Source organism: Streptomyces sp. NPDC008001, assembly GCF_042958085.1.
Lineage (GTDB): Bacteria > Actinomycetota > Actinomycetes > Streptomycetales > Streptomycetaceae > Streptomyces.
On the sequence record NZ_JBIBIZ010000001.1, the window covers coordinates 443522 to 457380 of the forward strand.

The following is a 13859-nucleotide window of genomic DNA, read 5'->3' on the forward strand; positions in this document are numbered from 1 at the left end:
GTGCGGCGAGCGCCGTGGTGCGCACCGGAGTTCGACGAGCACCAACACTACACCTTGTCACCGCATGAACACCCTACGTAGCATTGTGGAATCAGTGGTTCCGGGACGTCCGAGGGGGTCACGATGAAACGTCTCGCCGGGCTCGCGTGCGCGGCTGCCGCCGTCCTTGCCTGCGGAGTGGCGACCGCCGCCGCGCACAGTGATCACGAGGAGGCCCAGGGGTTCGCCTCCACTCCCCGCTTGGCGCCGCAGGAGGCCCGTCACGCCGCGAAGATGGGAGGCTTCCTGCACGTGTTCGGTGAGCCGGTCGAAGTCCGGCCCGGGGCGAACGCCCCAGCCGTGGCGGTCTGTCCGGTCGGGCACGTGCCGGTCGGCGGCGGCGGGGAGACCTCCGCGCACCGCATCTACTTCACCGACTCCTTCGCCCAGGGCCCGCAATGGGTGACGCGCGGCACGAACACCAGCGACGGCAGCGAGTCGATGAGGGCGTTCGTGGTGTGCGCCGCCCGGGGATGAGGCCGACCGGCGGGCTTATTCCGCTCCGGGCCGGGCCGGCCGGAGGAACCAGCGGCATGCCACGTCGGCGACTTCTTCGAGCGTGCCCGGTTCTTCGAACAGGTGCGTGGCGGACGGTACGACGTGGATCTCGTGGGGCGCCTGCAGCCGGGCGGCGGCCTCGCGGTTCATCCGCAGCACTTCGTGGTCCTCGCCGCCCACGATGAGCAGGACGGGTGCCCGGACGCGGCCGAGGGCGTCGCCGGCCAGGTCGGGGCGGCCGCCGCGGGAGACCACCGAGCGCACCTGGTCCGGCTGTTGCGCTGCCGCTGTCAGCGCTGCCGCCGCACCCGTGCTGGCTCCGAACAGGTGCACCGGCAGTGCGGCGGTGGCCGGATTCCCGCCGAGCCAGTCGATCGCCGCCGTCAGCCGGCCGCTCAGCAGGGCGATGTCGAAGCGGTGCCCGGCCGTGAACGCGTCCACCTGCTCCTCCTGCTCGGTCAGGAGGTCCATCAGCAAGGTGGCCAGGCCGGCGTGCTGGAGCGCGGTGGCGACCGCGCGATTGCGCGGGCTCAGCCGGGAGCTGCCGCTGCCGTGGGCGAAGAGCACCACGGCCCGGGCGGCCCCGGGAACGACGAGGTCACCGGAGAGGGCCGCTCCGTCGGCGGGAATCCGCACTGCTTCGGAGGTCATCGCCACCATCCCCTCTCGCGCCCCCCCGTGGTGCGTCTCGTGGTCCTTTGCGTGCCTGCGGGTCCGCCTCCGCTCGTACGGGGCCGGTCGTACGGGTCCGCTCGTACGGGGCCGGCTGGGCGTCTCTCTCCAGCCTCTCTCCGCCCGGCCGTCACGACCACACGACCTGCCGGGCGCCCGCGGTGAGCGGGCGGTGCCGGGCGGGCTGCCGGGCTCCCGGGCTGCCGGACATCCGGGCTACCGGGCTTCCGGGCTTTCGTCACGGTGCGGTGCAGACGAAGGCCCCGGCCCGTGCCGCTGCGGCCGCGGCTGCGGCGGCACGGTCGGCCGCAGCCTCGTCGAGCGGTTCGGCGGTGGTCAGCAGGCGGTAGTAGAGGGGAGCGGAGACGGCGCGGACGACCTCCCGGGTATCGGTCCCCTCGGGCAGTTCGCCCCGCTCGACGGCCTGCCGGGCGCAGGGCTCCCATTCGGTGACGCGCGTGTCGTAGAAGCGGTGCAGGGCGGAGGCCGCCTGGTCGTCGGAGGCCGCGGCGGCGATCACGGCTTTGAACAGCGCGCCCTGGCGGGGATCGGCCAGGGTGCGCTGGACGAGGCGGGCGTTGGCGCGCAGGTCTCCCAGGAGCGTGCCCGTCTCGGTGCGCGGGAGCGACTGCTCGGCCATGTCCGCGAGCAGGTCGGCGACGAGGCCGGCCGGCGTTCCCCACCGGCGGTAGACGGTCGTCCTGCCGACTTCCGCGCGGCGGGCCACGTCGGCGAGGTCGAGCCGGTCGAGCCCGCCCTCGGCCAGTGCGTCCCCGGCGGCGCGCAGCACGGCGGCCCGCACGCGTGCCGTGCGGCCGCCCGGGCGCACGGTGCCCGGGTCCGCGCTCCTGGATGCCATAACGGGACTCCTATTCCATTAGGGAGGTGCTCACTGGTAGGGTGAAACCATATTAACGGGATGGAAGTCCCGATAGTGCTGTCGTTCCGCGGCCGGCGGCCGCAGGACGGCACGAGGGGAAGGGGAACCGCTGTGGAATTCCGGCGACTGGGCGACTCGGGGCTGATGGTCCCGGCACTGAGCTTCGGCGCAGGCACCTTCGGGGGGCGCGGAGAGCTCTTCAGCGCCTGGGGCACCACCGACGCCGCGGAAGCGCGCCGTCTCGTCGACATCTGCCTCGAGGCCGGCCTCAACATGTTCGACACGGCCGACGTCTACTCCGGCGGCGCGTCGGAGGAGGTGCTCGGCGCCGCCGTGAAGGGCCGCCGCGACCAGGTGATCATCTCGACCAAGGCCGGACTGCCGCTGGGCGAAGGCCCGGCGGACGCCGGGACCTCCCGCTCACGCCTCGTCAAGGCCGTCGACGACGCCCTGCGCCGCCTCGGCACCGACTACATCGACCTCTTCCAGCTCCACGCCTTCGACGCGGGGACGCCCGTACAGGAAGTCCTCTCCACGCTCGACGACCTCGTACGGGCCGGGAAGCTCCGCTACACCGGCGTCTCCAACTTCGCCGGCTGGCAGCTGATGAAGTCGCTCGACGCCGCCGACCGGCACGGCTACCCGCGCTACGTCGCGCACCAGGTCTACTACTCCCTCATAGGCCGCGACTACGAGTGGGACCTCATGCCCCTCGCCCTCGACCAGGGCGTCGGCGCGGTCGTCTGGAGCCCCCTGGGCTGGGGCCGGCTGACCGGCAGGATCCGCCGGGGCCAACCCCTCCCGGCCGACAGCCGCCTGCACACCACCGCGGACTTCGCGCCTCCCGTGGAGGACGAGCTCCTGTTCCGCGTGGTCGACGCGCTCGACGAGATAGCCGGCGAAACCGGCAGGACCGTGCCCCAGGTCGCCCTCAACTGGCTGCTGCAGCGGCCGACCGTCTCCTCGGTCATCATCGGCGCCCGCAACGAGACACAACTGCGGCAGAACCTCGGCGCGGTGGGCTGGAACCTGACCGCCGACCAGGTGGCACGCCTCGACGCCGCCGGCGCAAGGACCGCCCCCTACCCCCACTTCCCCTACGAGCGCCAGGAAGCCTTCGCCCGCCTCAACCCCCACCCCCTGCGCTAGCAGCCCGCCGCTCCCTCGCCGCCCGGCCGTCCGGGCGGCGAGGGCCCGGCCGTCAGGCGGGCAGCACCGCTTCGACGGCCGAGACGACCTCGGGGGCGTCGGGCTCGGTCCGCGGACCGAAGCGGGCGACGACTTCACCGTCGGGGGCAATGAGGAACTTCTCGAAGTTCCAGCGAATGTCGCCGGTGTGCCCCTCGGCGTCCGGCGTTCCCACGAGGCGGGCGTACAGGGGGTGCCGCCCCTCGCCGTTGACCCCCGTCTTCTCGGTCAGGGGGAAGGTCACGCCGTAGGTGGCCGAGCAGAAGGAGGCGATCTCCTCGGCGCTGCCGGGCTCCTGGCCCATGAACTGGTTGCACGGCACGCCCAGCACCGTGAACCCGCGCGGCGCGTAGGTCGCGTGCAGCTTCTCCAGCGCCGCGTACTGCGGGGTCAGGCCGCACTTCGAGGCGACGTTGACGATCAGGACGGCCTTGCCGCGGTACTGGGCGAGATCCGCGGGGCCGCCCTGGAGGGCGCCGATCTCCACTTCGTGGACGGACATGTGGGGCTCCTTGGCATCTGCACGATCAGGTCGACTCATCCGCGCGCCAGTATGCCCCCAGCCGGCCCTCCGGTTGACGGGGGTGCCCGGTCATGTGACGGGGAGGGCCGGCTGCGGGGTCATTCGCCGCAGGTGACGTCGTACAGCTTCATCGGCATGCCGCCCTTCAGGCCCACGTACGCCGTGAAGTGCTTGTCCTGGCCGGTCTTCGGGCGTGTGGTGACAGGGGCCCAGCCCATGCCTGACGGCTCGGTCGTGACCTTGCCGACGGTGATGCTCTTCGGGGTGCCGCCGGCGCAAGTCAGCGCGTCGTAGCCCTTGGTCGCCGCGGCCTTCTTCCGGAGTTCCGCGGAGACGCTGTGCGTCCGGTCGTACGGGGTCGGGCCGTGGCGGCCGTAGAACTTCGTCAGGAAGCCGTGGACCTGCGCCGCCGTGTACTGCTTCGGCGGCTTCGGCCGGACCGCGGCGGCGGGGGCGGCCGGGGCCGTCGCGGCGGCGCCCGTGGCGCTCAGTGCGAGGGCCAGGGCGCAGCCGGTGGCGATGCCGGCGAAACGCGAACGGTAGGTGGACATGGGAGTGGATCGACCTCCTCTTGCCGATTTGCCCCTATGAGACATGGAGAGACCCCTGAAAGTGGTGATACGGCTCGGACGAACGGTGGTGCGGGACCGTCGCGCGCGCCCCCGGCCCCCACGGGCTCCCGCCCCCGGTCACGTCCTCCGTTCCGCCCCGCCCCCGCCGGCCCGCCCCGCGATGTTGCGCGCCATGCCGCCGAAGACGAGGGCGTGGAAGGGCGCCACGCTCCACCAGTAGGCGTGCCCCGCCAGGCCGTGCGGCCGGAACAGGGCGCGCTGGCGGTAGACGGCACGCGACGGTCCGTCGGAGGTGACCATCAGTTCCAGCCAGGCGCGCCCGGGCAGGCGCATCTCGGCGCGCAGCCGCAGCAGGCGGCCGCGTTCGATCTCCTCGACGCGCCAGAAGTCGAGGGAGTCGCCGATGCGCAGCGAGTGCGGGTCCCGGCGGCCGCGGCGCAGCCCGACCCCGCCGGCCAGCCGGTCGAGGAGCCCGCGCACGGACCACGCCAGCGGGAACGAGTACCAGCCGTTCTCGCCCCCGATGCCCTCGACGACCCGCCACAGGTCCTCGGCCGGTGCCTCCACCCGCAGTTCGCGCCGGTCCTCGTAGAGGCTGCCGCCGGACCACCCCGGATCCGACGGCAAGGGGTCGCTCGGGGCGCCGGGCAGCGAGGCGGAGGACCAGCGGGTGGCCACGTCGGCGTCCCGCACGCGCTTGAGGGCCAGGCGGACCGCCTCGTCGAAGCCCAGCAGCCCCTCGGGCGGGTCGGGGGCGTAGCGCGCGAAGTCGTGCTCGCGGCAGACGACCTCGTGCCGCAGCGACTCGACCAGCGGCCGGGCGATGCCGCCGGGGACCGGCGTCACCAGGCCGACCCAGAGGCTCGACAGCGCGGGCGTGAGCACCGGCACCGGAAGGATGAGGCGCCGCGGGAGCTGCTCGACGGCCGCGTAGCGGTCCATCATCTGCCGGTACGTCAGGACTTCGGGGCCGCCGATGTCGAAGCCGCGGTTCAGCTCCTCCGGCAGCCGGGCCGCGGCCAGCAGGCAGCGCAGCACGTCGCGGACGGCGATCGGCTGGATGCGGGTGTGCACCCAGCGCGGGGTGACCATCACGGGGAGCCGTTCGGTGAGGTGGCGCAGCATCTCGAAGGACGCCGAACCCGAGCCGATGATCACCGCTGCGCGCAGGTGCGCCGTGGGGACGCCGCTGTTGAGCAGGATGCGGCCGACCTCGGCGCGCGAGCGCAGGTGGGGCGAGAGGTCGCGCTCGGGCACCTGCCGGGGCGCGAGCCCGCCGAGGTAGACGATCCGGCGGACCCCGGCCTCCTTCGCCGTCCGGGCGACCGCGAGCGCGGCCCGCCGGTCCGTCTCCTCGAAGTCCGCGCCGGTGCCGAGGGCGTGCACGAGGTAGTAGACGACGTGCACGCCCTCGAACGCCGGGGGGAGGGTGTCCGGGCGGGTGACGTCCGCCTTGACGGTCTCGATCCGGTCGGCCCACGGCTGGTCCCGCAGCCGCCGCGGGTCACGGACCAGGCACCGCACCCGGTACCCGGCGCCGAGCAGCACGGGAACGAGCCGCCCGCCGATGTAGCCCGTCGCGCCGACGACGAGGACGAGCGAGGGCGCTTCGGCGCCGCCGGTGGCGGCCTTGGTGGCGGTGGCGGCGGCGGTGTCGGGGCCCGCGTCGGTGCCGGTGCCGGTCTCGGCGGCGCTGTCAGTGCCGGTGTCGCGGGGCCGGTCGCGGCCGGCGCCGGGGCCGGGCGGGTGCGCGCTGGTGTCCTTGGGCATGGGCACCACGTTTCCGCACCTTTCCCCGCGTCGCGGTGCCGGTGGCGGCGCGCCGGGCCGGGCTGGTCCTTTTGGCCGCATCACCGCCGGGGGCCGGGGTCCTCCGGAAGCTCCCACACGGACTCCCCGGCGATGGTGCGGACGGCGAGTACGGCACAGCCCGTGCGGGCGACCGCGTCCAGGACGGCGGCACGGGCCCGCGCGCTGTCCGCGGGCGGGAAGGCCACGCGGAGCCGGTGCCCATAGGCCGTCTCGTAGGTGAGGTGCCAGTCCGTGTCCGTCGTGGCGAAGTGGTCCTGGCAGCTGCCGTCGTACGGGGAGCGGAACGTGCCGCGGGAGACGGTGGGGGCGAGGGCCTCGCGCAGGACGGCCAGCCGGTGATCGTAGGGCGGCTCGCCGGGGCCGAGGGTCACGTACACGTGGTCGCGCGGTATCGCCGCGTCGAACCAGGGGGACAGGCCGCTGTCGCGGGTCAGGATGCCGGAGGAGAGGCTCCCGTCGGCCCAGCCCGCCAGGAAACCGGCCGCGGTCGTCCCGAAGCGTTCGTAGTCGTCATCCCGGGACCAGATCACCACCGGCCACGTGCCGGGGTCGTCGCCCTCCGTGAGCCAGCACAGGTGGTGGCCCGCGTCGGTCACCGCCCAGGCGAGCAGGCCGCCGGGCTCCGGGAACAGCGGATACGGGTAGCCGCCGGGGTTCGTCTCCCGCAGGGGCCCGTAGTCCTCCAGCAGGTCCGCGGTGAGGGGGACGGGGTTGTCGTCGCCGAACGGCGTCATCAGGCAGACGGTGTCGCAGAACGTGCCGCGTCCGTAGGCGGTGACCAGCGCCTTGAAGTCGGCCGGCAGCCGCCGCACCCCGAGCTGCGCCTCGGCGGCGGTCCAGTCGCCGTGAGCGTCGACGGGCGCGGACGGGGGCGGTACGAGCCGCAGGAGGCCGGCGGGCAGGCCATGAGAGGAGATCACGCCCGCGAAGCCTACGGGCGCGCCGGGGCGGAAGACCGGGCGCCCCGGGCCGGTGACGCTGCGCACGAATCCGCTCGCACCGGGTGATGCACGGCCCCGCTCCGTGTGAGGCCGCCCATGAGGCCCGGATCACTTACGAATGCCTTTAGTGGGAACGCCGGCGCCAATACGGCGGGAAAGCTCTTCTTTTCCGCCGCGCCGATGAAAGGGCGTAGTAGGTCACAGTGCTTGTCACGGTTTTCGGCCGCCGCTAACAATTACGGGGTCGCTGGGCGCCGTCGACCGAGAAACGGCGCTTCGTTATTGCGCCGATTCAGGGCCAGGCGACATCCGCGATTGGAAGGTTCAGCTCAGACATGCGCTCCACCGTCTCCGCTTATACCCGTCTGCCCAAGATCCACAAGTTCTCCGTCGCCGGCATTGCCGCGACCGGTGCCGCCGTCGTCGCGGTCGCCGTCGCCCCGCACGCCTTCGCCGCCGACAGCGGTTCCGCTCACACCGCTGCCGCCTCGGTGAAGCCGGTGGCCTGGAACGCCAAGGCCTTCGGTGAGACGCAGCAGGACGCGCTGGACCAGCACACCACCGCTGCTGTGGCCGCGGCGAAGGCTGATGCCGGTAAGGCGAAGGCGGACAAGGAGCGGGCCGAGAAGCAGGCCGCCAACCGTTCCACCGAGCGCAAGGCCCTGGAGGCCAAGCCCGCCGCCCCGGCGAAGAAGTCCTACGGCAACAACGTCGACGGCTGGATCAGCGAGGCGATGGACATTCTCCGCGCCAAGGGCATCCCGGCCTCCTACGACGGCATCAAGCGCAATGTGATGCGTGAGTCGACCGGTAACCCGCGTGCCATCAACGACTGGGACATCAACGCCGTCAACGGTGTGCCGTCGAAGGGTCTGCTGCAGATGATCGACCCGACGTTCAAGGCGTACCACGTCGAGGGCACGTCCTGGGACATCTACGACCCGGTCGCCAACATCACCGCCGCCTGTAACTACGCGGCCGACAAGTACGGCTCCATGGACAACGTGAACTCCGCGTACTGATCCGCAGCAGCCGGAAGATCAAACACCGCGAGGGCGGTGGCACCCCTGACCAAGGGGCGCCACCGCCCTTTGCCGTTCCCGCCCCCGTCCCGCCCCGCCCTGTCTTATCCCGTTCCGTGCCGGCGACGCGGTGACCGGTTTCCCGTCCCCGGTCCCCGGCGATCAGGCATCGTGGGGGCTCCGTGCGTCCTTCCGCTGCGCCAGGAGGCCGACCCGTGACAGCCGACCGCCCCGCCCCGCCGGCCCTGCGGGCCCCGCCGCCGCGCCACCCGCGCCCCTCCCGCCCAGCCCGCCCCAAGGTCTTCGGCATCGGCCTGTCGCGCACCGGCACGCTCTCCCTGACCGAAGCCCTGCACACCCTGGGCCACGACGTCGCCCACTACCCGGCCGATCCCGCCACCTACGCGACGCTGCTGGCCGGAACCGCGCGGTTTCCCCTCCTCGACCGGTACGACGGGATCACCGACATCACCGTCGTGCCGTACTACCAGGACCTCGATCTGCTGTGGCCGGGCGCCAAGTTCGTGCTCACCGTCCGCGAGGAGGAGGGCTGGCTGCGCTCCTGCGAGGAGCACTGGAAGCGCCCCGTCGCGAGCAAGGCCGGTCACGGGCCGCACTATCCGGACCTCCAGCGCTTCCTGCGGTCCGCGGTGTACGGCTGTCACGCGTTCTGCCGGGAGCGGTTCCGCGGTGTGGCGCGGCGGCACGTCGCCGGGGTGCTCCGTCACTTCGCCGGCCGGGACGACGACCTGCTCGTCCTCGACGTCGCCGCGGGCGAGGGATACGAACGGCTGGCCCCGTTCCTCGGCGCCCCCGTTCCCGCGGAACCCTTTCCCCGCCGCAACGGTGCCGCAGGCACCCGGGCGTGCGGGGGCGAAACGGGCGTGGTGCAGGATGACTTCGCGCGTTGATCCACTTCTGTGGTCCGCGCGATCACGATCCCTCGGGACAGACAGGTACAAGGTGACGAAACATTACTCCCGGCTTCCGGCAGCCCACGACGCCGTCGCTCCGTTTCCCGCCCCGGCAGGGGGAGACCGGTGAACCGTGACCTCACCCTGCACGACGTCATCGTCGCCGGCATCGCGCTGGCCGCGGGCCTGGCCGTCGCGCTCCTGCTGCGGGTGCTCCTGCGCTGGCTCGGCAAGCAGGCCGCCCGGACCGCGTGGGAGGGCGACGACATCATCGTCGACGTGCTGCGCACCGTCGCCCCGTGGGCCGCGGTGGCGGGCGGCGTGGCGTCCGCGGCGGCGGCCCTCCCGCTGACCGGCCAGGTCGGACACGTCATCGACCAGGCGCTCATCGCCTTCGTCATGGTGACCGCGACGTTCACCGCGGCGCGGGTGCTCAGCGGCCTGGTGCGGTCCGTGGCACAGTCCAGGTCCGGCGTCGCCGCCTCGGCCACGATATTCGTCAACATCACCCGCATCGCGATCCTGGCGATGGGCTTCCTCATCATCCTGGAGACCCTCGGCATATCCATCGCACCGCTGCTCACCGCCCTCGGCGTGGGCGGTCTCGCGATCGCCCTGGCGCTGAAGGACACGCTGGCCAACCTCTTCGCGGGCGTGCACATCCTCGTCTCGAAGACCGTCCAGCCCGGTGACTACATACGGCTCAGCAGCGGCGAGGAAGGCTACGTCCGCGACATCAACTGGCGCATCACGGTGGTCGAGCAGCTCAACAACAACCTCGTCATCATCCCGAACGCCAAGCTCGCCGGCACGAACATGACCAACTTCAGCCGGCCCGAGCAGAAGCTGTCGGTCACGGTGCAGGTGGGCGTCGCCTACGACAGCGACCTGGAGCACGTCGAGCGGGTCACCAACGAGGTCGTCGAGAGCGTGATGCAGGACATCGCCGGCGCCGTGCCCGACCACGAGCCCGCCGTCCGCTTCCACACGTTCGGCGACTCCCGGATCGGCTTCACGGTGATCCTCGGGGTCGGCGAGTACAGCGACAAGTACCGCATCAAGCACGAGTTCGTGAAGAGGCTGCACCGGCGGTACCGCGAGGAGGGGATCCGTATCCCCGCCCCGGCGCGCACCGTCTCCCTCCAGCCGGGCGCGGAAGTGGTGATCCCGCACCCGCGCGAGTCCTTCGACGCCGTGCAGGACCGTCTGGGCTCCAAGGGCTGAGAGCCCTCACCCGGCCGGGTGTTCGGGCCGGTCCACCGGTCGGGCCCCGACGTGGGCGACCGCCGCGGCGCCCGCCCGGCAGCCCTGCCGCGCGGCCGCCGCAGGGTCGTGGCCTGCCAGACGGGCGGCCAGAAACGCCCCGGTGAAGGCGTCGCCCGCGCCCGTCGTGTCCACAGCGGTGGCGGGCTCTGCCGGAACCCGGGCGGTGATCGCGCCGGACGCGGCCACCAGGGCGCCCCGCGGGCCCTGGGTGGAGACCACGAGCGGAAAGTGCCGGCTCAGTTCGGCCGCCGCGTCGGCCGGCCCGGGCAGACCGGTGAGGAGAGCGGCCTCGTCGTGGCTGGGGAGGAGGACGTCCGCTCCGGCGACGGCGTCGAGGAACCGGCCGGCTCCCCAGCCGGCGATGAAGCCCGCCGAGGCCGGGTCGACGCTCACCGGCACGGAGCGGGCGCGGGCCGCCTCCATCGCCAGCAGCGCGGCCCTCCGGCTCGTCCCGCCGAAGAAGAGGTAGCCGGAGAGGTGCAGGTGCCCGGCTCCGGCGAGCAGGCCGTCACTCCAGTCGGCGGCCGACAGGCGCAGCACGGCTCCGCTGTCGGTGAGGAACGTCCGCTCGCCGTCCGCCCCGACCAGGCACACCACCGTGCCGGTCGGGGCCTCGGCGTCGACGACCAGGTGCGGCCGGACACCGGCGGAGCGGAGCGCACGCTCGTGCAGGTCCGCCGCCTCCGCGCCCACCCGGGCCAGGAGGCGCACGTCCCGCACGCCGGAGCGGGCGGCCCAGCAGGCCACGTTGGCGCCCGCGCCGCCCGGGAGGGTGGCGATACGGGCCTCCGTGTCGGTCGCCGGCGCGAGCGGCGTGCGGTGGCGTGCGACCACGTCGGTCACCACGTCACCGACCACGAGCAGCGCCCCGCCCCGGACGGCGGTCACGAGGCGTACGCCACGGCGATCTCGGCCGCCAGCCGCACATTGCCCCGCACCGCGGCCACATTGGCCTCCAGGGAGGCACCACCGGTGCGGCGGACGAGGTAGTCGAGGAGGAAGGGGGTGACCGCCTGGCCGGTGACGCCGTCCCGGGCGCACGCCGCCAGCGCCTCGGCCAGCACCCGGTCGTGCAGGGCCGGGTCCAGTTGCCGCGCCGCGGGCACGGGGTTCGCGACGATCAGGGCCGAGGGCGGGCCGCCCAGTGCGTCCTGGGCGCGCAGCACGCCGGCCACTTCCGCCGCGGACCCGGCCGTCCAGTCCACCGGTTCGCCGGAACTGCTCAGGTAGAAGCCCGGAAACTCCGCCGTCCGGTACCCCAGCACGCCGATGCCCAGTGTCTCCAGGCGCTGCAGGGTCGCCGGCACGTCCAGCACCGACTTCACGCCCGCGCAGACCACCGCGATCCGCACCTTCGCCAGCAGATGCAGGTCCGCCGACTCGTCCTGGGTCTGCGCCCACTCGCGGTGGACGCCGCCCAGGCCGCCCGTGGCGAAGACGCGGATCCCGGCCCGTGCCGCCAGGAAGGCGGTCGCGGACACCGTCGTCGCCCCGCAGGCCCCCGCCGCCACCGCCGGGGCCAGGTCCCGGTGTCCCAGCTTGCGCATGCCGTCCTCACCCGCCACCCGCGCCAACTGGGCCTTGTCCAGCCCGACGCGGGGCCGCCCGTCCAGCACCGCGACGGTCGCGGGGACGGCGCCGCCGGCCCGTACGAGCTCCTCCAGCTCCTCCGCCACCTCCAGGTTCCGCGGCCGGGGCAGCCCGTGCGCGATGATCGTCGACTCGAGGGCGACCACCGGCCGGCCGTGGTCCAGCGCCTCCCGCACCTCGTCCGACACGACCGGCAGCCGCCGACCGCCCGGCGCCTCCGGCACCGCTGCCGCCTCTGCCCCTTCAGACACCTCTGGCATCGCAGGTCCCTCCCGTCGCGCCGAGCACGGCGCTGCTCACTGGATCCCTGACGCCAGAGCAGTTCCCCGCCCCACGACGCCGCAAGCGCGTCAACTGCCGTATCCGGGACGGAGGCCGCACCTCCCCGTTGACCGGGCGCGGTCAAAGCGGCTTGGCTTCCCCTGACCTTTTCGCGTTCGGTTTCGTGATCCTCCCAGGAGGGAACCATGCGCTGTCTCGCACGGGCCGCCATGCTGGTCGCTGCGCTGGGCACCTGCGCAGCCGTCACCGCGCCGGTGGCGACCGGCGCCGGGCACCAGCGGCCGCGTACGGAACGGGTGAGCGTGGCCGCCGACGGCACGCAGGGCAACAGCGACTCGTACACCGCCGGCATCAGCGCCGACGGCCGGTACGCGACCTTCAGATCCATGGCCACCAATCTGACACCCAGGGTCGGCGGCGGCCTCGGCCTCTTCATCAAGGACTTACGGACCGGCGCCGTCGAGCAGGCGAACGTGGCGAGCGACGGCACGCCGGCCGACGACTCGTCCTTCGACATCGCGCTGAGCGCCGACGGACGGTACGCCGTCTTCGACTCGCGGGCCGGCAACCTGTCGCCGGACAAGACCCCCGGGGAAACCGACCTCTTCGTCCGCGACCGCAGGACGGGGCGGACGGAACTCCTCCTGGAGAACAAGCAGCATCAAGCGGGCACGTCGTTCGAGCCGTCCGTCAGTGCCGACGGCCGGTACGTCGCCTTCACCTCCTTCCGCACCGATCTCGTGCCCGGCCCGAGCAAGGACCCGGTGGCGGTGTACGTACGGGACCGCTGGAAGGGCACCACGAAGCGGGTGAGCGTCCGCTCGGACGGCAGCCAGGCCGGCACCCGCTCGGCGCTGCCGGTCATCAGCGCCGACGGCAGCAAGGTCGGGTTCCTGTCCCTGGGCGGCCTGGGGGAGGGGGAGCCCGGCATCGGTGACTCCGGTCCGGGGCTGGCCCGTCCCCGGCTGAACACCTTCTACGTCCACGACCTGCGCACCGGCCGGACCGAACTCGCCTCCCGGGACCGCGACGGCAGCAACTCGGGCGCGTCCGACATCGGCTTCAGCCCGGACGGGCACTACGCGCTCTTCTCGACCCGCAGCCCCGGCGTCGTACCGGGCAAGACCACGCAGACCACCGACATCTACGCCCGGGACCTGAAGACCGGTGTCACCCGGCGCCTGAGCCTCGCCCACGACGGGTCCGAGGCCCAGGGCGACTCCCGCGGGCCCGTCATGAGCGCCGACAACCGGAAGGTGTTCTTCACTTCCACTGCCCCCAACCTGATCCCCGGAGGGAGCGGAGGGAGCGGCGGAAGCGGGGGAACGAGTGGAACCGGCGGAAGCACCGGAAGCCGCAGCCGTACGGCCGTCTACGCGCGGGACCTGCTGACCGGCGCCGTGCAACGGCTCGACGTCGCGGACGACGGGACCCCCGCCGACGGCGATTCGAGCGGGGTCGCCGTCGACCGGTCGGGCCGCACGGCCGTCTTCACCAGCGCGGCAGACAACCTCGTCCCCGGTGATACGAACAAGGCGGACGACGTGTTCCTGCGCCGCGTGCGGTGACCTGACCGGGAGCCGGAACCGCACACGGCAGGGCAGCGCGGGGCTCGTGGCGCGTAACCTGACGCCCTGTACGGCGAGGACGTCAGACGTCA

At 73.1% G+C, this 13859-nt stretch carries 14 protein-coding genes; 6 read left to right on the forward strand and 8 right to left on the reverse strand.

Translation table 11 applies throughout. From position 1 onward, the window contains the following. Nucleotides 1-123: 123 nt before the first annotated feature. Complete coding sequence (locus ACFZCD_RS01980; protein ID WP_391826852.1) at nucleotides 124-516, forward strand: hypothetical protein; 393 nt, start codon at nucleotides 124-126, stop codon at nucleotides 514-516. A 15-nt stretch (nucleotides 517-531) separates the two neighbouring features. Here the strand turns inward: ACFZCD_RS01980 and ACFZCD_RS01985 are convergent, their stop codons facing one another. Both ACFZCD_RS01985 and ACFZCD_RS01990 read right to left on the reverse strand, forming a co-directional pair. Then, nucleotides 532-1188: a dienelactone hydrolase family protein gene (locus ACFZCD_RS01985; protein ID WP_391826854.1), complete on the reverse strand. Its 657-nt coding sequence runs from the start codon at nucleotides 1186-1188 to the stop codon at nucleotides 532-534. Nucleotides 1189-1447: 259 nt separating this feature from the next. After that, entirely contained in the window at nucleotides 1448-2068 is a 621-nt protein-coding gene (locus tag ACFZCD_RS01990) for a TetR/AcrR family transcriptional regulator (RefSeq protein ID WP_391826856.1), read from the reverse strand. A 132-nt stretch (nucleotides 2069-2200) separates the two neighbouring features. Between ACFZCD_RS01990 and ACFZCD_RS01995 the strand changes: the two genes are divergently transcribed. Further along, nucleotides 2201-3238 (forward strand): aldo/keto reductase, encoded by a 1038-nt coding sequence (locus tag ACFZCD_RS01995; RefSeq protein WP_391826858.1) that lies wholly within the window; start codon nucleotides 2201-2203, stop codon nucleotides 3236-3238. A 52-nt stretch (nucleotides 3239-3290) separates the two neighbouring features. On the opposite strand, the gene ACFZCD_RS02000 is transcribed toward ACFZCD_RS01995, so the two are convergent. From ACFZCD_RS02000 to ACFZCD_RS02015, 4 genes are all read right to left on the reverse strand, one after another. Further along, the gene (locus tag ACFZCD_RS02000) at nucleotides 3291-3779 is read right to left on the reverse strand and encodes a glutathione peroxidase (RefSeq protein ID WP_391826860.1); all 489 of its coding nucleotides are present in this window, start codon (nucleotides 3777-3779) and stop codon (nucleotides 3291-3293) included. A gap of 119 nt (nucleotides 3780-3898) precedes the next feature. After that, nucleotides 3899-4351, reverse strand: a complete 453-nt coding sequence (locus ACFZCD_RS02005; RefSeq protein WP_391826862.1) for a hypothetical protein — start codon at nucleotides 4349-4351, stop codon at nucleotides 3899-3901. 138 nt (nucleotides 4352-4489) lie between these two features. Beyond that, nucleotides 4490-6142, reverse strand: a complete 1653-nt coding sequence (locus tag ACFZCD_RS02010) for an SDR family oxidoreductase (RefSeq protein WP_391826864.1) — start codon at nucleotides 6140-6142, stop codon at nucleotides 4490-4492. Nucleotides 6143-6222: 80 nt separating this feature from the next. Next, complete coding sequence (locus ACFZCD_RS02015; protein WP_391826866.1) at nucleotides 6223-7104, reverse strand: SMI1/KNR4 family protein; 882 nt, start codon at nucleotides 7102-7104, stop codon at nucleotides 6223-6225. Nucleotides 7105-7460: 356 nt separating this feature from the next. Here ACFZCD_RS02015 and ACFZCD_RS02020 point away from each other — a divergent pair, with 356 nt between their 5' ends. From ACFZCD_RS02020 to ACFZCD_RS02030, 3 genes are all read left to right on the forward strand, one after another. Then, on the forward strand, nucleotides 7461-8147 hold the full coding sequence (locus ACFZCD_RS02020) for a transglycosylase SLT domain-containing protein (protein ID WP_391826868.1): 687 nt from the start codon (nucleotides 7461-7463) through the stop codon (nucleotides 8145-8147). Between the two features lie 215 nt (nucleotides 8148-8362). Continuing rightward, the gene (locus ACFZCD_RS02025; protein ID WP_391826870.1) at nucleotides 8363-9058 is read left to right on the forward strand and encodes a sulfotransferase family protein; all 696 of its coding nucleotides are present in this window, start codon (nucleotides 8363-8365) and stop codon (nucleotides 9056-9058) included. A 129-nt stretch (nucleotides 9059-9187) separates the two neighbouring features. Further along, a complete protein-coding gene (locus tag ACFZCD_RS02030) occupies nucleotides 9188-10285 on the forward strand; it encodes a mechanosensitive ion channel family protein (protein WP_391826872.1) in 1098 nt (365 codons plus the stop codon). 6 nt (nucleotides 10286-10291) lie between these two features. On the opposite strand, the gene ACFZCD_RS02035 is transcribed toward ACFZCD_RS02030, so the two are convergent. Both ACFZCD_RS02035 and ACFZCD_RS02040 read right to left on the reverse strand, forming a co-directional pair. Beyond that, on the reverse strand, nucleotides 10292-11215 hold the full coding sequence (locus tag ACFZCD_RS02035; protein ID WP_391826874.1) for a carbohydrate kinase family protein: 924 nt from the start codon (nucleotides 11213-11215) through the stop codon (nucleotides 10292-10294). Continuing rightward, the gene (locus ACFZCD_RS02040) at nucleotides 11212-12168 is read right to left on the reverse strand and encodes a pseudouridine-5'-phosphate glycosidase (RefSeq protein WP_391826875.1); all 957 of its coding nucleotides are present in this window, start codon (nucleotides 12166-12168) and stop codon (nucleotides 11212-11214) included. Before ACFZCD_RS02040 ends, ACFZCD_RS02035 begins: the two co-directional genes overlap by 4 nt. 216 nt (nucleotides 12169-12384) lie before the next feature. On the opposite strand from ACFZCD_RS02040, the gene ACFZCD_RS02045 reads away from it, so the two are divergent. After that, nucleotides 12385-13767 (forward strand): hypothetical protein, encoded by a 1383-nt coding sequence (locus tag ACFZCD_RS02045; RefSeq protein WP_391826877.1) that lies wholly within the window; start codon nucleotides 12385-12387, stop codon nucleotides 13765-13767. The last annotated feature ends 92 nt before the right edge of the window (nucleotides 13768-13859 follow it).